Annotated in this window: 20 protein-coding genes; 16 read left to right on the top strand and 4 right to left on the bottom strand. The window is 39.8% G+C overall.

Annotation, left to right across the window (positions count from 1 at the left end; all coding sequences use genetic code 11):
- Positions 1 to 308: 308 nt before the first annotated feature.
- The 6 genes from EOK74_RS01910 to EOK74_RS01885 all read left to right on the top strand — a co-directional run bounded on the left by EOK74_RS01910 (position 309) and on the right by EOK74_RS01885 (position 7169).
- Positions 309 to 1523, top strand: coding sequence for an anhydro-N-acetylmuramic acid kinase (locus EOK74_RS01910; RefSeq protein WP_133468204.1), 1215 nt, complete (start codon positions 309 to 311; stop codon positions 1521 to 1523).
- A gap of 47 nt (positions 1524 to 1570) precedes the next feature.
- On the top strand, positions 1571 to 2623 hold the full coding sequence (gene nagZ, locus EOK74_RS01905) for a beta-N-acetylhexosaminidase (RefSeq protein ID WP_133468203.1): 1053 nt from the start codon (positions 1571 to 1573) through the stop codon (positions 2621 to 2623).
- Positions 2620 to 4173 (top strand): sodium:solute symporter, encoded by a 1554-nt coding sequence (locus tag EOK74_RS01900; protein ID WP_133468202.1) that lies wholly within the window; start codon positions 2620 to 2622, stop codon positions 4171 to 4173. The genes nagZ and EOK74_RS01900 overlap by 4 nt, the downstream gene beginning before the upstream one ends.
- 28 nt (positions 4174 to 4201) lie before the next feature.
- Positions 4202 to 5215 carry a glucosamine-6-phosphate deaminase NagB-II gene (gene nagB-II, locus EOK74_RS01895; protein WP_133468201.1) on the top strand — a complete coding sequence of 338 codons (1014 nt, stop codon included), beginning with the start codon at positions 4202 to 4204 and terminating at the stop codon, positions 5213 to 5215.
- 31 nt (positions 5216 to 5246) lie between these two features.
- On the top strand, positions 5247 to 6362 hold the full coding sequence (gene nagA, locus EOK74_RS01890; protein WP_133468200.1) for an N-acetylglucosamine-6-phosphate deacetylase: 1116 nt from the start codon (positions 5247 to 5249) through the stop codon (positions 6360 to 6362).
- A 150-nt stretch (positions 6363 to 6512) separates the two neighbouring features.
- Positions 6513 to 7169: a sulfotransferase family 2 domain-containing protein gene (locus tag EOK74_RS01885; RefSeq protein WP_133468199.1), complete on the top strand. Its 657-nt coding sequence runs from the start codon at positions 6513 to 6515 to the stop codon at positions 7167 to 7169.
- 15 nt (positions 7170 to 7184) lie between these two features.
- Here EOK74_RS01885 and EOK74_RS01880 read toward each other — a convergent pair whose 3' ends face one another.
- Entirely contained in the window at positions 7185 to 7952 is a 768-nt protein-coding gene (locus EOK74_RS01880) for a 3-deoxy-D-manno-octulosonic acid kinase (RefSeq protein ID WP_239023968.1), read from the bottom strand.
- A gap of 95 nt (positions 7953 to 8047) precedes the next feature.
- Here EOK74_RS01880 and EOK74_RS01875 point away from each other — a divergent pair, with 95 nt between their 5' ends.
- Complete coding sequence (locus EOK74_RS01875) at positions 8048 to 9124, top strand: glycosyltransferase family 4 protein (protein WP_133468197.1); 1077 nt, start codon at positions 8048 to 8050, stop codon at positions 9122 to 9124.
- Between the two features lie 10 nt (positions 9125 to 9134).
- Here EOK74_RS01875 and EOK74_RS01870 read toward each other — a convergent pair whose 3' ends face one another.
- On the bottom strand, positions 9135 to 10328 hold the full coding sequence (locus tag EOK74_RS01870; RefSeq protein ID WP_239023967.1) for a 3-deoxy-D-manno-octulosonic acid transferase: 1194 nt from the start codon (positions 10326 to 10328) through the stop codon (positions 9135 to 9137).
- A 383-nt stretch (positions 10329 to 10711) separates the two neighbouring features.
- On the opposite strand from EOK74_RS01870, the gene EOK74_RS01865 reads away from it, so the two are divergent.
- The 7 genes from EOK74_RS01865 to glpG all read left to right on the top strand — a co-directional run bounded on the left by EOK74_RS01865 (position 10712) and on the right by glpG (position 18362).
- Entirely contained in the window at positions 10712 to 11077 is a 366-nt protein-coding gene (locus EOK74_RS01865) for a type 2 periplasmic-binding domain-containing protein (protein ID WP_239023966.1), read from the top strand.
- 6 nt (positions 11078 to 11083) lie between these two features.
- Positions 11084 to 12265, top strand: a complete 1182-nt coding sequence (locus EOK74_RS01860) for a TonB-dependent receptor (protein ID WP_133468195.1) — start codon at positions 11084 to 11086, stop codon at positions 12263 to 12265.
- A gap of 3 nt (positions 12266 to 12268) precedes the next feature.
- Positions 12269 to 14728 (top strand): putative bifunctional diguanylate cyclase/phosphodiesterase, encoded by a 2460-nt coding sequence (locus tag EOK74_RS01855; protein WP_239023965.1) that lies wholly within the window; start codon positions 12269 to 12271, stop codon positions 14726 to 14728.
- A 183-nt stretch (positions 14729 to 14911) separates the two neighbouring features.
- On the top strand, positions 14912 to 16108 hold the full coding sequence (locus EOK74_RS01850) for a glycine C-acetyltransferase (RefSeq protein ID WP_133468194.1): 1197 nt from the start codon (positions 14912 to 14914) through the stop codon (positions 16106 to 16108).
- Positions 16105 to 17127, top strand: a complete 1023-nt coding sequence (gene tdh, locus EOK74_RS01845) for an L-threonine 3-dehydrogenase (RefSeq protein ID WP_133468193.1) — start codon at positions 16105 to 16107, stop codon at positions 17125 to 17127. The genes EOK74_RS01850 and tdh overlap by 4 nt, the downstream gene beginning before the upstream one ends.
- A gap of 42 nt (positions 17128 to 17169) precedes the next feature.
- Positions 17170 to 17496, top strand: coding sequence for a thiosulfate sulfurtransferase GlpE (glpE, locus tag EOK74_RS01840; protein ID WP_133468192.1), 327 nt, complete (start codon positions 17170 to 17172; stop codon positions 17494 to 17496).
- Between the two features lie 5 nt (positions 17497 to 17501).
- Positions 17502 to 18362, top strand: a complete 861-nt coding sequence (gene glpG, locus EOK74_RS01835) for a rhomboid family intramembrane serine protease GlpG (protein ID WP_133468191.1) — start codon at positions 17502 to 17504, stop codon at positions 18360 to 18362.
- On the opposite strand, the gene EOK74_RS01830 is transcribed toward glpG, so the two are convergent.
- Positions 18359 to 18781, bottom strand: coding sequence for a flagellar basal body-associated protein FliL (locus EOK74_RS01830; RefSeq protein ID WP_133468190.1), 423 nt, complete (start codon positions 18779 to 18781; stop codon positions 18359 to 18361). The genes glpG and EOK74_RS01830 overlap by 4 nt on opposite strands.
- A gap of 211 nt (positions 18782 to 18992) precedes the next feature.
- On the opposite strand from EOK74_RS01830, the gene ubiA reads away from it, so the two are divergent.
- Positions 18993 to 19844 (top strand): 4-hydroxybenzoate octaprenyltransferase, encoded by an 852-nt coding sequence (gene ubiA / locus EOK74_RS01825; RefSeq protein WP_239023964.1) that lies wholly within the window; start codon positions 18993 to 18995, stop codon positions 19842 to 19844.
- Positions 19845 to 19887: 43 nt separating this feature from the next.
- Here the strand turns inward: ubiA and ubiK are convergent, their stop codons facing one another.
- Positions 19888 to 20130 (bottom strand): ubiquinone biosynthesis accessory factor UbiK, encoded by a 243-nt coding sequence (ubiK, locus tag EOK74_RS01820; protein WP_133468188.1) that lies wholly within the window; start codon positions 20128 to 20130, stop codon positions 19888 to 19890.
- 171 nt (positions 20131 to 20301) lie between these two features.
- Between ubiK and rep the strand changes: the two genes are divergently transcribed.
- Entirely contained in the window at positions 20302 to 22317 is a 2016-nt protein-coding gene (gene rep / locus EOK74_RS01815) for a DNA helicase Rep (protein ID WP_133468187.1), read from the top strand.
- The last annotated feature ends 8 nt before the right edge of the window (positions 22318 to 22325 follow it).

Here is a 22325-nt window from a genome sequence, read left to right as displayed (position 1 = left end):
TTTTGTATACAGGTAATAATAATTGATTTTTGGGTGCGGCTAGTATCTACTACACAAATAAACTTGGGTGTTATATTGGGCATGTTCCCATGCCTTTGGGTGATACTTTTTGTAACAGAATCACAGTGTGTGATCCGATAAAGTGACATGATAGCAGTCATCTTCTCAAAAAGTAGCTAGCTGTTTGGCAACTATGTTTTCTAACTTGTTAAGTAGTGCTGCTTCGCTAGTTGAGCGTAGTTACATGAGTGATAGATACTTATCTGTTCACTTTTTCTAAGGATCCATTTTAAATTTTAGGTTAGGGCATGCACCCACATATTGAAAAATTATATAAAATATCAAGTAAGAAGTCGCGTCTGATACTTGGCTTGATGAGCGGAACGTCATTGGATGGATTAGACATTGCACTTTGTGAGATATCTGACTCTGGAACCAATACTGTCTGTAATTTAGTTGACTTTATAACCATTGATTATTGTGAAGAGTACCGCAACAAAATAAAAACTATATTTGCCAAGAGCGAGGGGAGTATAGAGCATGTATGTTTATTAAATGCATGGATCGCTCGTTATCATGCAAACTTGGTGAATCAAGCCTTAAAAGGCTTTGGATACAAAAATTCAGATATTGATGTTATCGCTAGTCATGGACAGACTATTTATCACAGCCCAAAAGAACAGCATCAGTATGATGACTTTCCTAATGCCACCTTGCAAATAGGTGACGGTGATCATATTGCTGTGCTGACAGATATTATTACCTTAAGTGATTTCAGGCAAAAGCATGTTGCCGCTGGGGGGCAGGGTGCACCTTTAGTGATGTATGGTGATTATTTGTTGTTCCATAGTACAGCTGAAAATCGCATCATGCTTAACATTGGTGGCATTGCAAATTTAACTCACTTGCCAAGCAAAGGTGATATTTCTCAAGTATTTAGTTCCGATATAGGTCCAGGCAACATCATTATGGATGCCTTTATACAAACCTTGCCAGGCAATTTACATTATGACGACGGGGCTAAAGTTGCTAGTGCCGGTAGTATTCATCAAGCATTATTAATGGAATTAGCGAGTTCACCATTTTTTAAACAGTCATTTCCAAAAACCACAGGTCCAGAAGTCTTTAACCTTGATTATTTGCGTACAGCGCAACAACAAGCTGAGGCAACAGACATCTCTAACGAGGATGTTATGGCTACCCTCTGTGATTTTACCGCTAAGTGTATAGCTGACAGTGTGGTCACACTTGGACAGTCTCTGCCTGATTTAAGTGTGTATGTTAGTGGGGGTGGGTTGCATAACCCTTTATTAATGAGACGCATACAAGTTAGGTTGAGTAATAAGCTAGCACATACAAAATTATTAAGTACTACTGAATTATCATTAAATCCAGATGCCAAAGAAGCCGTTTTATTTGCCTTGTTAGCCAATGAAACCCTATGTGCAAATGCAAGTGAGCCTGCTACAGAAAAAGTAAACATGCCGCAAGTTAGCATGGGGAAAGTGAGCTTTCCAGATTGAGTTAGTTGTAAAGCTAAAATAGAAAACCTTAAGCCATAGGGAGTGATATGGATAAGCTAGTTACTTTCAGTCAGCCGCCTACAAACGCAATAGTGGGTTGTGCGACTACTGCATTAACCGCAGTAGAAAAGGTTTTGTTTAAACAAATGCGGCCTGCTGGGCTCATTTTGTTTGCTCGTAATATAACCTCACCAAGCCAAGTATTTGCATTAGTTGATGAGTTTAAGTCCGTTACTGATAACCAATACGCGTTGGTATTGATCGATCAAGAAGGTGGCAGAGTCTCTCGTTTGCCTAAGCCGTATTGGCGCATTCCTCCTAGCCCCACTGAGTTTGCAAAGCTTTATCAAGAATCTCCAAAAGCAGCAATTAGAGCGTGTGAGATAAATTACCAGTTAATTGGAGCTGACTTAAAGCGTGTAGGGATTAATGTAAATTGCGCCCCCATGTTAGATATTCCCCAAGCAGATGCTTCTACTGTAGTCACTGACAGAGCGTTAGGTGACACACCACAAAGTGTTATTGCTTTAGGGCAAGCCACTATCACTGGTTTACAGCTTAGTGGAGTTGAGCCTGTGATTAAACATGGCCCTGGGCATGGCAGGGGCACAACAGATAGCCATAAAGCGTTACCTGTAGTTAATGCTGACTTAGATACCCTTGCCAAGTGGGACTTTTTACCATTTGAGCATTTTAAAAATCAATCAATGCTAATGACGGCTCATATTCTTTATGCAGCTATTGATAATCAGCACCCTGGAACGTTAAGCCGAAAGGTCATAAATGAAGTGCTAAGAGAGCATATCGGTTTTGCTGGCTTGATTATGACAGATGATATCGACATGCATGCGCTGAGCGGCACTACTGCGAAAAAGGCGGTGCAAGCTTTAGATGCGGGTTGTGATTTGGTGTTGCAGTGTAGTGGCAAGATTGAGGATTTACAGGCTCTAGAGCCTGCCTTACAAACTTTAACTGGCAATGCACTTATGCGTACTCAGATTGCTGCTACAAAAGCTTCAGCTAGTCTATCTAAAATTGATGACGCTACTTTATTAGAAGAATTAACAGAGCTGATATCAAGCAATGGAATGCCAGTATGATTGATCAATACACCGCCTTAGATGTGGCGGTTTTTGCAGCATATATTTTAGTTTTGCTGACAACAGGGTATTTTTTTAATCGTCGCGCTAACACCACCAATGATTACTTTTTAGGTGGAAACAGCATGCCCGTTTGGACTGTGAGTATTTCGGTGCTGGCCACCTCCCAATCTGCCGCCACCTTTTTGGGGGGGCCCGATCAAGGCTATCGGGGAGATCTTACCTACTTAGCCACCAATATCGCAGGCTTAATAGCAGCGGTATTTGTGGCTAAATTTTTGTTGCCCAGATTTTATGCTTTAAAAGCATTCACTGTATATGAGCTACTTGGCAGTCGCTTTGGAGATAACGCTAAATATCAAGCGGGTGCGGTTTATCTGTTTGGGCGCTTATTTGCCAGTGGCTCCCGATTATTCATGGCGGCCATCGCGGTCTCTATGATTCTATTTGGCGATGTCGAGCCAATATCAGTGATTATAGCTATTGGAATCATTACCTGTGTGGGCTTTGCCTATACGGTTTATGGTGGTATTCGCACGGTTATTTACTCAGATGTGGTGCAATGCCTTATTTACGTAAGCGCTGCATTGCTGGTACTGGGGCATCTTGTTCATTCTATTCCTCTTACTCCTAGTGAAATGGTAGAGGTTTTGCGTGCTCCTGGAGCAGAGCAGGCATCTAAGCTGACTTTTATTGATTTTTCGTTAGATTTTAGTAGTGCGGGTGTATTTAATATCTGGTCAATTCTAACGGGGTTTGTATTACTAAATATTGCTGCTTTTGGCCTCGATCAAGATGTCACACAAAGGATGTTAACCTGTAAAAATGCAAAAAGTGCCACTAAGGCATTAGTCTCATCTATTGTCATGGGTGTTCCTATCGTGTTGGTATTCATTTGTATTGGATTACTGCTTTTCATTTATTACCAACGACCAGACATAATGATGCAAGCCGGTACTGGCGTACCAGTACCAGAATTTGAAGGTCAAACCGTCACCATTTTTATGTATTACGTATTAACGACTCTACCCAACGGCATTAAAGCTGTGGTGACCATAGGCATTGTGGCCGCTGCTTTGTCTACTTTAAATTCTGGTTTGAACTCAATGTCGTCAGTGGCTGTACAAGATATTTATCGGGGCTGGCTCAAAAAGGGGGCGGCCATAAGCGAAGCCAAATTGGTAACAGTGGGTCGTTGGTGTATGGGGTTAGTGGCGATTGCGTTGGGCAGCGTTGCCTTACTTTGTTACTACTGGCAACAATATACAGATACCCCTCTTTTGGCATTCGCCCTGAGTGTCATGGTGTTTTCTTACAGCGGGCTACTAGGTATTTATTTTACTGCTTTGTTTTCTAAGCGTGGTACCCCGTCGTCTATTCTTGCTGCTCTAGTCGTTGGGTTTTCCATCCCTGTGTTAATGCAGCCTTACGTTCAATCTTTGTACTTGCCCAGCCCTTGGCAGTTTGACTTGGCTTTTACCTGGCAGTTGGTGATTGGCACTACAGTATCGACCCTAGTGTGTTTATCAAAGAAGAATAAACAGTCGTAAATTCAAGTTTTATTGAGAGGAAATAATAGTGTCACAATCACTCATGGCGAAAGAAGCTTTGCAAGCTCCTGAGCAAATCAGGCGTCAGTTGTATGAGAACCAAAATACGGTTAAAGATATAGTTGCAAGAGTAAAAATGTTTGCACCAAAAATGGTGTACTTGATTGGCAGGGGGTCATCTGACCATGCTGGAGTATATGCAAAGTACTTAATTGAAACGGAATTAGGCATTCCAGTATGTGCGGCAGCGCCTTCTGTAAGTACTTTGTTTGGCAAAACACTGCAATTGGAGTATGCCTTAGTTATTTGTATTTCTCAGTCGGGTAAAAGCCCAGATATTCTGCATCAAGTTAAACAAGCTAAACAGGCAGGGGCTTTGTGTTTGGCCTTAGTTAATGATGAATCGTCGCCTTTAGCTAAGTTAGTTGACCAAGTATTACCTCTACAAGCGGGACCAGAAAAAGCTGTGGCAGCCACCAAAAGTTTTTTATGTACCCTAAGCGCAATTGCGTCTTTAGTCGCCCAATGGGCAGACTCAAAAGAGTTAACTTTAGGTTTAAAGAGTTTGCCTGTTCAGTTAGAAGAGGTAGTAAGTCAATCACCAAAGTTAGGGTTTAATGACTTAAAGCAGGTGAAACATTGTGTGGTATTAGGCAGAGGGTTTGGTTACGCCATTGGCCGTGAATTAGCCCTTAAGCTAAAAGAAGTGTGTGGGATTCATGCAGAGGCCTTTAGCAGTGCTGAATTTTTACATGGACCAATTACGTTAGTGGCAAACAAACTGACGCTGGTGAATCTTGAGATCGAAGATGAAACCTTTGAACACCACAAAAAGCAGGTGGACGAGGTTATCCAAAGAGGTGGCCAAGTATTGACTCTAAAAGTCAATAAGCAGGACCAGCCTGATAATAAAGTACATAAACGCTTGGTACCCTTGGCAATTATGTTGCGCTTTTACCTTGATATCGAAGGCATTGCACAGCAAATGGGGTTAAATCCAGACGAGCCTGTTGGTCTTAATAAAGTAACGCAGACCTTATAGTTGTTTAGAAGTTAATAGTGGGATTTTGGGTATGACGTGGTTTTCTGCAAAACAATTTTTTGATGGAACTGACCTACACAGTGACTATCATTTTCAAGTAGAAAATGGTGTGGTGACTTCGGTTTCTGCTAATCCAGTTAGTTGTGATGTGCACTTAGATGGCTTGGTTGCGCCGGGCTTTGTGGATACTCAGGTTAATGGTGGTGGTGGAGTATTGTTTAATCAGGTTCCCAGTTTAGCTTCTCTGAAAAACATGTTATTGGCCCATCGCCAATATGGCACTACAACTATGACGCCAACTTTAATTACCGATAGTTTACCTGTTATGCAACAAGCTGCTGATGCTATAGCTGAGGCCGTCACCGAGAACTTGCAAGGCATAGCTGGGGTTCATTTTGAAGGACCACACCTAAGTATTACTAAAAGAGGAATTCACCCGTCTGAGCAAGTGCGTGTTATTTCTGATGCAGAACTGAACCTTATTACTCGTTTAGATTTAGGTAAAGTATTACTGACCATAGCGCCGGAGAATGTTGGGGCTGATGTTATAAAAGATCTAGTCAGTCGCGGGGTGATAGTGTCTTTAGGTCATTCTAATGCTGATTTTAATACTGTTTTGGCAGCAATTGAGGCTGGGGCAACAGGGGCAACTCATTTGTATAATGCTATGTCAGGTTTACAAGCTAGAGCCCCCGGCCTAATTGGTGCGATACTGAGTGATGAGCGCATCACCGCAGGTTTGATTGTTGATTTGCTGCATGTGCATAGTGCCAATTGTCGTTTGGCGTTTAAAGCTAAATCAGCTAAAGGTATTATGTTAGTCACAGATGCAATGGCCCATGTGGGGAGTGATTTAACTGAGTTACCCTGGCTAGACACCGTGATTACCCGTGATGGCGATAAGCTCACTACACCAAATGGCACTTTAGCTGGGTCTTGCTTAGATATGATGGGCGCAGTTAGACGAGTGCATCAAGTGGTGGGGGTGGCGTTAACCGATGCCTTGTATAGTGCGTCGAATACCCCAGCTAAGTTTCTTGGCTTAGAAAACGTGGGGCATTTGAGCATGGGAGCTCAAGCTGATTTTGTGGTTATAGATAAATTTTTACAAGTGGACAGTGTTTTTCAAGGAGGAAACAAGCAGTAGTGCTATAAAATTTACTATCTCGAGCGTATTTTTGATAGATTCTATGTATTAGGAACTGATTCACATATTTATAGTCCTAAATATCGACTGTTTAGCATCATAAATACAATCGATTAGATTTATTTTTAAATTTTGTTTGGGAAATATAAAGTGCTACTGAATCATAAATACAATTTTTTATATGTACATATTGCCAAAACTGGTGGTACTAGTATTCGTTCAGTATTGAATAAGATGCGTTGGCGTTGCCCTAAGTATTACTTAATGTTTCCCGGTCATAAAATTAGCAACTTAACCGGGCATGTAACAGCAAGTAAGTTTCCCCGTCATGCAGGGGTCATTGCTGCAAAAGAAATGCTTCCCGATGAATTTTTTAATAAGCTCTATAAATTTGCATTTGTACGTAATCCTTGGGATTTGCAAGTATCTTCTTACCACCACATTCAACGGGAGAGGCCAGAGTTATTGGCGGATATAAAAGATTTTAATGAATTTATAGAGTATAAATTTGATCCCGCGCGCCCTTATATTTTCCATTTTGATATTGCTACAAAATTACAAACCGACCATTTAATTGACTTAAAAGGCAATATTGTTGTGGATTTTATGGGTAGATACGAAACCTTGCATGACGATTTTGAAGTGATTAAAAAAGAATTAGGTTTGAAGGACGTTTCTATTCCCCATAAACGTAAGGCAACTGACCGCAAAAAAGATTATCGCGAATATTACAATACACGTTCAATTGATGCTGTAGCCAAACATTATCAACAAGATATTGATTTATTGAAGTATCAATTTGAGTAAATTGATTTTGTGGATTTATTGTAAAGTTTGGGTGTAAGCCTGCAATAAGGCCTCCCAGTCTGATTGCTGCCAGTTAATATTGGCTAAGGATTTTTCTTTGTCAAAAGAGCGTTTAAGTCTTTCTATATTAGCGGCTTTCCAATCGCCCCCTGTTTTCAAGGCGCATTTGTCAAAATCAATTAGCCAAGCCTTTGGTGTCTTATCTAACATAATGTTTCGTATATTTAAGTCGTGGTGATAAACCTGATGATTATGAAAGTCAGCAATGGTTTTACCTATTGCTTGCCATGTTTCAATGGGAAGGGCTTGCTGCATTAAAATATGATGTAAATCTAGCGCCTCTGGAATTTTCTCTAAAATAATATCGGCACAGTAATAAATGCCATGCTTAACGACTCGTGCCCCTACAGGTGCTGGACAATGAAGTTTTTGGTTGTGCATGTGTTTTAGTAAATTAAACTCTAGCCAAGCTCTGGTGTTTTTTAAGCCGTTGTAAAAGTATTGGTCAGATAAAACTTTGCCAATTAAACCACCCCTGCGGTAACGGCGTAAAACATACTCTTTGTTGTCATGCTTAAAAAAGTAAGTGGTGCCACGGCCAGTCGCTTTGCCAATTAAAGCGCCTTTAGATTGCCAATGTTTTTTAGTAAATATGTCTTTATTAGGATTGTCAAAATGGGCAGGGTCAAAAAGTATTGTTTGCTTGTTGTTGGTGTTTAGCTTGATATCAGGCATGTTACAATCAGAAAATAAATATTGGGTGTATTGTATACCTATACCCAAGCCACCTCAAAACTCACGCTGAAACGCGCATTTTGAGATAGTTAATGTTCAAGCATATTCGTTTGTATCGACCTAGGGTAATTCCGCCGTAAATTATGAAAAACTCAGTAACTGATAAATCCAAAACAAATGAAGTTGAATTGATAGTAGGTAATTCAAATTCTAATTTTTCCGGTGTGACTTCTACTATGCTGCAGGTGATGTCCTATCAAAAAGAGTTAATTAACTTACGGATCATGGGAGAGCACTTTTTACCAGACCCAAGTTTGGCTATTTCTTTTTGGGATACAATTAAGTTGTGTCGTAAACCTCTCAAAAGTGGCAAGTTTCGAGTGTTTCATGCCAGGCGAGTGGACGAAATGATCCAAGGTATTATCTTAAAGTACATTTTTAGGGCAAAGCTAAAATTGGTGTTTAGTTCAGCGGCACAGCGTAAACGGTCAGGCTCTACAGTATGGTTAAGCCAAAAAATGGATGCCGTACTTGCTATGAGTAAGCGTTCCGCTAGTTTTTTGTCTGTTCCACCTACTATGATAAGCCCCCACGGTGTGCAGATTGATGATTATCAAGCTGCTGAAGATAAAGCAAAAGCTTGGGAGGCGTTAGGGTATGGCGGCAAGATAGGTATTGGCATTTTAGGGCGGGTCAGAGAACAAAAAGGCGTGCACCTATTTGTACAAGCTTGTATTGAATTACTTGATAAATACCCTGATGTGAATGCTGTGGTGGTTGGCGCTATTTCTTCAAGCAATGCAGCTTTTGTAGATGAGCTAAAACAAAAAGTAGCTGATGCTGGCTTGGCGGAGCGGCTTACTTTTACCGGTGAGCTACCATTTGAGCATATCCCCACAATTTTTAGCGCCTTATCTTTAGTGGCAGCCTTAAGCGAAAATGAAGGCTTTGGCCTAACTGTTTTAGAAGCCATGAGCTGTGAAGCTGCTGTACTAGCCACAGAGGCTGGGGCATGGGAAGAAATTGTTCGTCCAGGCGTAGACGGCTACATAGTACCAGTTAATGATCAGGCCGCTGTGACCGAAAAAATGGATTTATTGCTTTCTGATTATGAAAAGCTGCTGGAAATGGGTAAAAACGGTAGGCAAAGAGTTGAACAAGCATACCGTGTTGAAGATGAAGCTAAACGGCTGGTGGATTTTTTTCGTTCAATTCAGTGAAAAACCTTATTTATTGGGAGTGGATGACTTTAAGGGTTTTCTCAATGGCACCACCATTTTGTTCAAGTACTTGTTTACCGGCTGCGCCTGCTGTTTTTCTTTGTGTTGGGTTGTTTAACCAATCTTGAAAAGCTGATTTTATATCTGCAGCATTTTCAACATTTCTTAGTGCCTTAGCTGTTTCTAAAGCAGCACAAATGGCAGGGTTATTATATCTAGATGGCCCCATAATAATTGGAACGCCTACCGCTGCGGGTTCAAGTGCATTATGACCGCCTCTGTCAGCTAAGCTCCCTCCAACAAATGCAATGTCCGCTAGAGCGTAAATGGCTCTCAGTTTACCCATTTGATTACATAGAAGTACCTGAGTTGAGTCTTCGCAGGGCTTTAATTCACTCATTAAATTAACCTGAATATTTTGGCTTTTTAATAATTGGTATACCTTTTCAAACCGCTGTGGGTGCCTAGGTACAATAATCAATAAAAGGTTTGGATATTGTCGTATTAATGGTAAATAAGCATCGATTAGTAACTGCTCTTCAGGAGCATGGGTACTGGCTCCGACTAAGATATTTCTATTGCTAATAGCAAAGGTATTTTTAATGACTTCAGTGGTTTTAATATCGGTATCACTAAAGCTTAAATCAAACTTAATGTTGTTGGTTAAAAAAAGCTTATTGGGGTTTACCCCTAACTCAAGATAGTTGTCATAATCTCTTTGCCCTTGGGCGCAAATAGCCTTGAAACTGTCGAGCATAGGGGAAAATAAGTTTGGAAATTTTTTATACGTTTTTTGGGATTTATCACTCATCCTGCCATTGATAATGTATACGGGGATCTCGGCTTTGCTGCAAGCCCTACTGAAATTTGGCCATAACTCCATTTCATTGATGAGGATTTTTTTTGGCTTGATACGTCGAATAAATGTAGTAACAAATACTGGAAAATCATAGGGGAAATAGACATGCTTTACCCTATCTTCAAAAAGTAATTTTACTCTTTCTGCACCTGTTGTGGTGGATGTTGAAATAGTAACGCCCTGATCTGGGTTGGTCTGTATGAGACGCTCAACTAGGGTTTGAACTGCTACCACTTCTCCGACAGATGAACAGTGTATCAATATCCCTTGTCTGCTGATTTTTTGCGTGAATAACAAGCCATATCGAGAAAGCCTTGAGATTGAATATCCAGATTTTTTACTCAAATATTGCAGAATAAAATGGCACAAAGTGAATGGAGTGATTATCAGCCACAACAAGGAGTAGCAAAACAAAGCCAGTTTTTGTTTTAAGTTGAGGTGGTTTTTTGGGGACATTTTTGTGCAATTAATTAGTGAGAGACGCAGCTCTAATTTTAACAGCTTTTTTTGTAGTATAAAGTGACAATGCTTTTTCAGTAATAACTAATGACCTCCTAACTGGTTGAACAGTCTTTATTTTTCAAAAACTATAGACTTTTGGCTTAGGTCGCTTAGTATAAAAAATATACCTTTAAGAGGCGTTTTGTTTGCTTAGAATTTGCATGCTAAGTCAGTTATTACTTTTGCTCCTATTAATTATGCCTATAGCGCATAGTCAGGACTCTTTCGTGCAGATTGTTGTGAATACCTCAGTCCCAACTGATGACATGACTAAAGTTCAAGCCAGAAGGGTCTTTTCAATGCGCCAAGTGTCTTGGGCCAATGACTCCACTATTACCGTTTATGTGATGGAAGAGCACCATCCAACCCATAAAGTTTTTAGCACTCAGGTGTTAGGACTATTCCCCTATCAGCTAGATCGTATTTGGAACAAATTAGTTTATTCAGGTTTGGGGGAAGAACCTATTAAGGTTAAAAATGAACAAGAAATGCTTGATAGAATCAGTAACACTCCAGGGGCAATTGGTTACCTTTTGAATAATATTCAAATTGATAATTTCAATGTAAAAATTATTCGTGTTGGTGAGGGGTAAATGGGCATGGAGCGGTTAATATTAGGGTTATCGATATTGCTTGTAGCTTGTTTCGTTTCAGCCTTGTCCCATGCCCGAGAAGTGAAAGTAAATGGGTTTATAGCACAAGGTGTTATTCAAGCTGATGGGTCTAATTTTGTTGAGGATGATGGAGATATTTCCTTTAAATTAACTGAAGTAGGTCTTAACTCTTCTTATCGTTTCAATTCCATTTTTAGGGTCGCCGGGCAAGCTGTTTATTTGGATGGCGGTAATCGTTATCAGCAGGGTGCCAGAATTGACTATTTGTTTTTAGAGTCGCAACTATATGATAGTGACCAATGGAGTGTTAAAGCTCAATTAGGTCGGAACAAAAATTATCATTGGTTATATTCAGCCACTCGAGATGTGCCTCACACAAGGCCATCTATTATTTTACCCCAATCTCTATATTTTGATGTGTTTCGAGATGTAGCCCTTGGTGTGGATGGTTTAGCTTTAGTGACTCAGGGTAATAATAGTCTTGGGGAGTGGGATATTAATTTCAGCTTGGGTACCTCACCTATTAGCTCAGAACAAAGGACTAATTTACTCGGGGCATCGGCCAAAGGTAAATTGAAGCATGATAGCGATAAGCAGTTTAGCGTGTATTGGCGTCCAAATTTAAGTGGTTTTCAATATGGCCTTTCTGTTATTGATGCTGATTTTAGATATGTTCAAGGTGAAAATGATGCCTTTGTAAATGGTAAAGAAACATCTCAGCGTTTTATGTTTAATGTGATGTACCAAGGTTCTAAGCATGAGGTTGCTCTAGAGGTAATGCGTGAAAGAACTATCGCAGAAGACGTGTTATTTGCGGGTTATTATAGTGACACTTTTGCTGAAGGGGGCTACCTTCAATGGCGATACTTTTTGCCACAAAACTTAACTTGGATGGCGAGACTAGATTTATACGACCGCGATAGAGACGATAGAAATGGGAGTTTAATTAGTACCCTGAGTCAGGGGGTTGTTCCTAGTTATTTCGGTTATATGGATCAAGGGACTTTAGGGCTGACATGGGAGTTTTCAGAAAACATTCAGATACAGGCTGAAATTCATAGAGTTAAAGGGGCGGCAAGGCTAGCACCTATCTTTACTCCTAATATTGCTTTAAACCGTAATAAGTACTGGAATATATGGGCAGTGCAATTGATGTATTGGTTTTAAAAAATGCGTAGATATTTAAGTTTACCATTTAAAATCATGGGCTTATTTATGGCTTTTTTGTTGATTGCCAGTATTTCTTTGACTTATTTGTGGGTCGGAGAAAGCAATCAAAATTATGCATTTCAACAGAAAAAATTACATGATAAAGATCAGCAACAATTCCAACTAATAAGAGATATGCTCAGGACCCAAGTTGAATCTTGGTTTGCATCTTTTTTACACTTTCAGGCTGAGTACTCTCAAAATCCAGGCGGTATTGCTTCCTTTTTGGAAGATGAATTCGAGTATTTGCAATTTGAGTGGCATATCAACAATTTATGGATACTGGAGGGGGAGGGTAATCTTTACTTCAGTACATCAAAAACGACTCCTGAGTACATCTTTGAAGATGCATCAAAAGCCTTAAAAACTCAGTCTTCTTTTTCTTATATTCGTTGTCTAGAGGAATGCCAACAGTTGATAACAATGCCGATCTTAACTCAAGACGGGGATATGCTCGTTTTATCCATTGGCAGTTCATTGATAGAAACCTTAGCTGCCCTTAATCGTTCAACTTTTGCGAAACTGGCAATTTTAAGCACGGATTCCACTTTTGATAAAACTGAAAAGCTGGCAAACCTAAAGGTTAAAATGCCTATTAGTTTTAGTAATCAAGAGTATATGCAGAATATTCTTGCGCAGCTCCCTGCCAACTTGAGCATAAGTGAGTTATTGGATAGTGGATATCGTTTTGAAAATGAACAAGGTGTTTATTTGTTAAGTTTAACCGCTGTTGATCCAGAACTTGGTAAGCAAACTTATTTGCTATTTGTACATGATATTAGTGAGCAGTCACTGGCACATCAGCGTTATCAAAAAAAGGTGTTTCTCATTTCTATCTCAGTGGTGGTGTTATGCTCAATAACGTTAGTTTTATTGAGTATGCAATTTCGAAAACGCCTATTGTTGTTAGCTGCGCAACTTCCTTTATTGGCAAGTAAAAAGTATCGTCAGTTTCGTACCTCTAAATTTGCTAAGTCCCACCTTTTTATTGATGAAATCGAACTATTACAAGACTCTGCATGTTTATTGGCTGATGAATTAGAGTCTATGGATAGAAAAATAGAGCTGAACACTAGAGAGCTTGAAAATATAGCCATGTACGACAGGTTGACGGGCTTACCTAACCGCAACATGTTAAACCATCAGCTTAAAAAACAATTGGCCTCATTAAAACGTGACTCTAACAAGGTTATAGTGATGCTGTTAGATTTTGATAAATTTAGAAAAATCAATGATACCCACGGCCATCAAATAGGTGATAGCTTTTTGGCTCAGGCTGCGCGGCGAATTCGAGGAAGCTTACGTGACTCTGACATGTTATTTCGATTTGGCGGTGATGAGTTTGTGGTGGTATTTTTAGAAAAAGCCATGATGGAAGGTGCCCCTATTTTGGCCTCTAAGATAATTGAGAGCTTTAGGGAGCCTATTGCTGTGGACCAGTTACTGTTTTATAGCTCTTGCAGTATAGGGATTACCAGCACTAATAATGCCGATATTCTAGTCGATGATTTAGTCAGGCAGTCAGATATTGCTATGTACGCATCAAAAGATAGTGGGGGCGGTCAGTACGATACTTTTACCAATAATATGTTGACGGCAGTTATACGTAAGGTCGAGTTAGAAAATGAAGTGCGCAATGCCTTAGAACAAGGGCAGTTTAGTTTTGCATTACAGCCCCAAGTGAATATTGATAGCGGCAAATTAATTGGCTTTGAAGCTTTGTTACGATGGATCCACCCCGAGAGAGGCTTTATCCCTCCTGATGAGTTTATCCCTTTAATTGAAAGCTCTGAGAATATGTTGAAAATTGGTTACTGGGGACTGAAAAAGGCTTTTGAAATTCTTAAAGAGTTTGATGAGCTAGGTTACCAAGATTTGAAAATTGCTGTTAATTTGTCTGCCAGTCAATTTTTAGATCCTGACTTGTTGCCGTTTTTGCGTGAACAGGTAAGAGTATTCAGGCGTAGTCCTTCTCAAATAGAGCTAGAGCTTACTGAGCGAACCGTTGTGGCAGATATCGACCATACTTTAGAGATTATGAGACAGCTCAAAGAAATGGGGTTTATCTTTTCTATTGATGATTTTGGAACAGGGTATTCCTCTTTGGCGTATTTGAAACAGATGCCTGTGGATATAATAAAAATTGACCGAAGCTTTGTGTCAGGTATGAATGATAACAGCGCAGATATGCAGATAGTGTCTTCTACTATTGCTATGGTACAAAACCTTGGTATGAAAGTGGTGGCCGAGGGTATTGAGACTTCTGCACAATTTAAATTATTGTCGCAGCTTAAATGTGAAATTGGACAAGGATATTTTATATCTAGGCCTATATCTGAGGCAGACTTATATTCATTGTTGCCTGATAAATTAGAGTCCGATGTTTGGGAGGACTTAGACAAAATTATTAAGCATCCATAATCTAGCGTCGCTTTACGACATTTACAATGTTTAGCGCAGAGTGCTTTCTACTTGAGATCAGAATTTTTTCAAAGTGTATAAAAATCTTTGCTCTACATTGAGTATCAGTTTTGACCTTAAATTCCATTTTAAACACTGAATATATATCATCAGCACTTTATTTTTTTCCTTCGAGGATGTTCCATGAAACATGAATTTTATCAGCGTTTAGCTACGCAATTATCTGAAGTAAAAGAACAAGGCTTGTATAAGAGTGAAAGAGTTATTATCTCTAGCCAGCAGGCTGATATCAAAGTAGCAAATAATCAACAAGTACTTAACTTTTGCGCTAACAACTATCTGGGGTTGGCTAACAACCCTGAGTTAATTGAAGCAGCAAAGCAGGGCTTAGATGATTATGGTTTTGGGATGGCATCGGTACGTTTTATTTGCGGCACCCAAGATATTCATAAAAAACTCGAAACTCAAATATCTACCTTTTTAGGAACGCAAGACACCATACTCTATCCGTCTTGTTTTGATGCAAATGGAGGTTTGTTTGAGACAATCTTAGATGCAAATGATGGAATTATTTCTGATTCTCTTAACCACGCCAGCATTATTGATGGGGTACGTTTGTCTAAGGCAAAACGTTATCGCTATGCTAACAATGATATGGAAGCACTAGAGACGCAACTCATTCAAGCAGACAAAGATGGAGTACGTACTAAAATTATTGCCACCGACGGTGTGTTTTCAATGGATGGTGTGATTGCTGATTTAGCGACTATCTGTGATCTTGCAGATAAATATCAGGCATTAGTAATGGTAGATGATTGTCATGCAACCGGCTTTGTTGGAGAGCAAGGTAGAGGTAGTCACGAGTATTGCGATGTGATGGGGCGAGTGGATATTTTAACTGGTACTTTAGGTAAGGCTCTTGGCGGTGCTTCTGGTGGTTACACTTCAGGTAAAAAAGAAGTTGTTGAATGGTTGCGTCAACGTTCACGGCCTTATTTATTTTCTAATTCTGTTGCTCCACCCATAGTTTCAGCCTCAATCAAAGTATTTGAAATGATGGCTCAAGGGGCTGAGTTGCGTAAACAATTACGATTGAATAGTGAACATTTTAGAGCGCGTATGTCGTCAGCTGGATTTGTATTATCTGGACAAGATCATGCCATTATTCCAGTTATGTTGGGTGATGCAAAGCTTGCAAGTGATATGGCCGATAAAATGTTGCAAAAAGGCATTTATGTTGTGGGCTTTTCTTTTCCTGTTGTTCCAAAAGGCCAAGCAAGAATCCGTACCCAAATGTCCGCTGCCCATACCATAGAGCAAGTAGATATTGCTGTAGATGCCTTTATTGAAGTGGGTAAAGAGTTAGGAGTGATTGAGTGAAGGCTTTAGCGAAATTACATCCGAAACTAGGTATATGGCTAATCGAGTCTGAGATGCCAGTATGCGGCCATAATGACCTATTAATTAAAATCCACAAAACTGCTATTTGTGGCACAGATATGCATATCTATAATTGGGATGCTTGGTCACAAAAGACTGTTCCATTAACTATGATAGTGGGTCATGAATATGTGGGCGAAGTCGTTGATATGGGCCAAGAAGTCAGAGGATTTGATGTTGGCGATAGAGTCTCTGGTGAAGGCCATATTACTTGTGGGCATTGTCGTAACTGTAGGGCGGGTCGCCGTCATTTATGCCGCAACACTACTGGTGTAGGAGTCAATAGACAGGGAGCTTTTGCCGAATATTTGGTTATTCCAGCTTTTAATGCTTTTAAAATTCCAGATAATATCTGTAGTGATTTAGCTGCTATATTTGACCCTTTTGGGAATGCAGTACATACCGCTTTATCCTTTGATTTAGTGGGAGAAGATGTGCTAATTACGGGGGCTGGGCCTATTGGTATCATGGCAGCTGCGGTTGCTAGGCATGTCGGGGCGCGTAATGTAGTGATTACCGATATTAACCCTTATCGTTTAAATTTAGCTAAGAATATGGGGGTAACTAGAGCGGTGAATGTGGCTACTGAGTCTCTTGTAGATGTGACTAAAGAGTTAGGAATGAATGAGGGATTTGATGTAGGCTTAGAGATTTCAGGTGCACCTAATGCGTTACGTGATATGTTGGCAAACATGAATCATGGAGGCAAAATTGCTATGCTGGGTATTCCGCCTGATAATGTCGCCATTGACTGGAACCAGGTGATTTTTAAAGGCTTGGTTATTAAAGGTATTTATGGCCGGGAAATGTTTGAAACCTGGTACAAAATGGCGAGCTTGATCCAAAGCGGTTTGGACCTAACACCTATTATTACCCATGAATTTTCAATAGACGATTTTCAAAAAGGGTTTGATGTTATGGGGTCTGGGCATTCAGGGAAGGTCATTTTAAATTGGTAGAGTGTAAACTACCTCAGGTTATTATTTACTGGAGTAAATTAAATGGAGCAATTCGCTCATATTTCTGTACAAGAGGCACAACTTAAGTTGGCAAATGGTGGGGCAGAATGTGTAGACATACGTGATGAAGCTTCTTTTGCTGCAGGGCATATAAAAGATTCTATACATTTAACCAATGGAACCTTAAATAGTTTTGTATCGAGTGTAGAGTTTGAAACCCCTGTTATTGTATGTTGTTACCATGGCAATAGTAGTCAGCAAGCTGCGCAATTTCTAATACATCAAGGTTTTGAAGAAGTGTATAGCTTGGATGGTGGCTTTGAAGCATGGCGTCACGTACAACCATTTGAAACATCAAAGGAAAGTTAAGTTTTTTGAATACCCACACTAAACTCGTCGCTTTTTCTAAAGAACAGCCAGCTCGTCTACTCAGCCTTTATTTGAAAGAGCAAGGTATTAGAGTGGAGTACTGTAAGCTTGATAATGATTATGCCCATGGTGTTATGTTGGCTGACCCTGCCGATTTAGATAAGGCGAAACTTATTGCAGAAGAGTTCGTATTAGACCCAGGTAATGCAAAGTACCAAACTGCTGCTTGGCATGCAGGAGAGTCGATAACCTTGGATCAAGATCCGTCATTTTCAGCTGATAGTATACTGTTGAGCCTTATTCGATCGCCATTCACCTCGAGTGTGTTAGTTGTTTGTATTGTTATTTATTGTTTAGCTATGATTGGTATCAGTGCACCCTATGCTTGGTTACAAATTGAGCCTCTTTCAGAATTGGTTGCAAATGGTCAATGGTGGCGATTGTTAGGGCCTGCATTAATTCATTTTTCAGCTATGCATATTGCCTTTAACCTACTGTGGTGGTGGATGTTAGGGAAACAACTGGAAAATACTTTTGGTTCAAGTTATTTAATCTTGTTATTTACCATGTCTGCGCTTATTTCAAATGTCGCTCAGTTAATGGTTAACGGCCCCAGCTTTGGTGGTTTGTCTGGGGTAGTTTATGCTTTGGTTGGTTGTGTTTGGTGGTTAGGTTGGTTAAAGCCATCTTGGGGTATATCGTTACCCAAGCCTATGGTGGGCTTTCTATTGGTTTGGTTATTGGTAGGTTACTTGGATATATTACCGGTCCATATGGCCAACATAGCCCATACAGCAGGGCTCATTTGTGGTTGTTTGTTTGCTTGGATATTAGTGTTTAGAGCCTCGAGGCGATCAGACAATTAACCTTGATGATGAATATATTTAGTAAAAATGACTTCATTTATCATTTCAGAACCGGTTTCCTCAAGCATTAGCTCCCGTAGTTTTTCTAAACAGGTACGACGGATATCTTCACGTCCAGTTAATGCGGTTACTTTTTCTGCGCTCTGACGACCAAATATCTCTATAACAGCAGCTTTTAATAGTGGCGAATGATGTTCGGCCGCCTCAAGGTATTCAGGGTCATTTAACATTAACTCAATGGATACCCTTACATACCCTAACTTCCTTGAGCTCGTATTAGTGCTTATAAAGTTTGTGACAATATCGGGCTCTAAGCTGAAGTAGGCATAGGTTTTTCGGGCTTGCTCTTGTGCAAATGTAGAGCTTTGATAACCCATAAGAATTAATAAACTGGCAATTATCAACAGTGATGTTTTCATATTAGGTAATTTTCTTTGGGTAACAATCTTAAGCGAAGTCTATCAACTTTTAAGGAAAAGCATAATAGCTAATCTTCAAACCCGTGCGCACTTTGCACTAAATTTGATTTAGTTTGATTGGCATTTACTTCAGTCTATGTGCTGCCCTTGTTATGATCACTCAATAATAGAAAACTCTCATTTGAGAGTAAATAAAGGAACAATGTTTTTAATGGCTAAATTGAGTGGGTATTGGCGACTAATACGAGCTGATAAGCCGATTGGTATTTATTTATTGTTATGGCCCTGCTTGTGGGCTTTGTGGATAGCTGCAGAGGGAGTGCCAAACTTACACTTACTCATTGTGTTTGTGCTAGGTGTGGTTGTAATGCGGTCTGCTGGTTGCGTTATTAACGATTATGCAGACAGAAAAGTCGATGGTGCAGTGGCACGAACCTCTACTCGGCCTTTGGTTACTGGAGAGGTGACTGCCAAACAGGCTTTAGGTTTGTTTATTTTGTTATTGTTGGTGGCTTTGGCTTTGGTCTTGACGCTGAGTTGGCAAACAGTGTTTATGTCATTTGGTGCTTTGATATTAACGACCTTGTATCCCTTCATGAAGCGTTACACTTATTTTCCACAGCTAGTATTGGGTGCGGCATTTGGATGGTCTATACCTATGGCTTTTGTGGCATCAGAGCAGTCATTAAGTTGGATTGTATGGGCTTTATACTTAGCAAATTTATGTTGGACAGTAGCCTATGATACCCAGTATGCCATGGCTGACAAGGAAGACGATATCAAAGTAGGAATAAAATCGACGGCTATATTCTTTGGTAACTATGACAAAGTAATCATAGGGTTATTACAATTGTTCAGCCTATTGTTGTTATTGTTAGTTGGACTAAGCTTAGCTTTTAGCTGGCCATTTTTTGTGGCTTGTGGCATCTCATTAGGCCTGTTTGGTTATCAACAATGGCTTATCAAAAATAGAGATAGAGACTTGTGTTTTAAGGGGTTTTTACATAATAACTATGTAGGAATGGTTATCACTATTGGTATAGTTTGCAATTATTGGCTGTAAGTATAGAGGAGTAAGCTAACTCCTCTAAAACACAATAAAAACTTTAGTCAGTTTTTTCTAACTCTGCGATACGAGCTTCAAGGGCTTCAAGCTTTTCGCGAGTACGTATTAATACCTGACTTTGAATGTCAAACTCTTCTCTGCTGACAAAATCAAGACGGCTAAGCTGGGTTTGTAATACTTGTTTTACTTTAGATTCTGCACCTTCAGCCATAGATTTAACCCCTGGCGGTACGGCTTCAGTAATTTGTTTAGCAAGTTCTTCTAACTTTTTAGGGTTTAACATAGCGGCTCTCGTAACGGTTTTTAAGTTGGGTGTGTACTAATAAAAAAGTATCCATTAATAAAATTTAATTGGGGCGGGAGTCTAAAAAACAATATAATAAGCGTTAATCCCGTTATTTAATATAATCATCATCTTTTTGATTCTTTATCTCCTTTAGGCATTTAATTTAGCATGAAACTTAACCACGGTCAGAATGAAGCCGTTAATTTTATTTCTGGGCCTTGCTTAGTGCTTGCGGGAGCAGGCAGCGGTAAGACTCGAGTCATTACTAATAAAATAGCTTATTTAGTTCGAGAGTGTGAAATGCCGGCTAGATATATTGCAGCCGTTACCTTTACCAATAAAGCCGCTCGAGAGATGAAAGAGCGGGTAGGGCAGACTCTTGGTAAGAAGGAAGCCCGAGGTTTAAAGGTGTCTACTTTTCACACACTAGGACTCACTATTATTAAATCTGAAGTGAAATCCTTGGGTATAAAGCCGGGCTTTTCTTTGTTTGATGATAAAGACAGTTTGTCCTTGTTAAAGGATTTAACGGAAGTTGAATTAGATGGTGACAAAGAGCAGTTGTCATTATTACAGAGCTGTATCTCTAATTGGAAAAACGATCTTATTCTGCCGGAGCATTTAACGAGTCAAACCTTGTCACCTGGGGAATTGGAATACGCTGAGTTTTATCAACGTTACCATAATCATTTACGTGCTTATAATGCCCTCGATTTTGATGATTTAATTTTACTTCCCACACTGTTACTAAAAACCAATGAATCAGTTAGAATTAAGTGGCAAACCAGAATTCGCTATTTGCTGGTGGATGAATATCAAGATACCAATACTAGCCAATATGAGCTAGTGCGATTATTAGTGGGTGAGCGAGCTAGATTTACCGTAGTAGGTGACGATGACCAGTCTATTTATTCTTGGCGAGGTGCCCGACCACAAAACTTAGTTTTGTTACAGACAGACTTTCCTAAATTGCGGGTTATAAAACTAGAGCAAAACTATCGTTCATCAGAGCGAATTCTGCATTGTGCCAATATCCTAATTCAAAATAATCCCCACGTTTTTGAGAAAAAACTGTTTTCTGAATTAGGTTATGGTGAACCATTACAGGTGATCACAGCTAAAAATGAAGACCATGAAGCTGAGCGTGTTGTAGCTGAGTTAATGGCTCATAAATTTATGAAACGAACAGACTACAAAGATTATGCGATTTTGTATCGTGGCAACTTCCAATCTAGAGTCTTTGAAAAAGTACTAACCAACAATCGGATCCCTTACAAGATAAGTGGCGGTATGTCTTTCTTTGGGCGTACTGAAATAAAAGACATCATGGCTTACTTACGTTTATTGGTGAACCAAGATGATGATAACGCCTTGCTTAGAGTGATCAATACGCCGACTAGGGGAATTGGCAGAGTTAGTTTAGAAAAATTAGGTAATCTCGCAAATCAAAATAAAACCCCTATATTTGAGGCGGCATTTTCTCCCTACCTGCAAGATGTATTGTCAGGAAAAGCCTTAGTTGCTGTAGAGCAGTTTAGTCGCTGGATTGTAGAGCTATCAGATAGCGTGGTACGTGGTGATGGTATTGCAACCATTCGTGAAATGATAAAAACCATGGGTTATGAAGAGTGGCTCTATGAGTCAAGTACTAGCCCCAAAGCAGCTGAAATGGCTATGGCTAATATCAGTACTTTATTTGGCTGGATGAGTGACATGCTAGAGGGCAATGAGCTTGAACCGCCTATGACACTACAAGAGGTGGTTAATCGCTTTATTTTAAGAGATATGATGGAAAGAGGCGAAGATGAAGATGAAGCTGATCAGGTACAACTGATGACGTTTCATGCGTCTAAAGGCTTAGAGTTCCCTAATGTCTTCATGGTGGGAATGGAAGAAGGTTTATTACCCCATCAAAGTAGCATAGATGAAGACAATATCGATGAAGAAAGGCGCTTAGCTTATGTTGGTATTACTAGGGCTCAAAAAGAACTCTTTATGACTTTGGTTAAAGAGCGTAGGCAATATGGTGAAGTGATCAACCCTGAACCAAGCCGCTTTCTTTATGAGTTACCCCAAGATGATTTAGTGTGGCAAGAGAAAAAGGTTAAGGTATCTGCTGAAGAACGACAGAAAAAGTCTCAAGTGGGTATTGCTAATTTACGTAACTTAATGGGGAATAAATAACGGAACCC

The sequence above is a fragment of the Paraglaciecola marina genome, assembly GCF_004360155.1.
Classification (GTDB): Bacteria; Pseudomonadota; Gammaproteobacteria; order Enterobacterales; family Alteromonadaceae; genus Paraglaciecola; species Paraglaciecola marina.
This window is presented reverse-complemented; position numbering and strand designations above follow the sequence as displayed.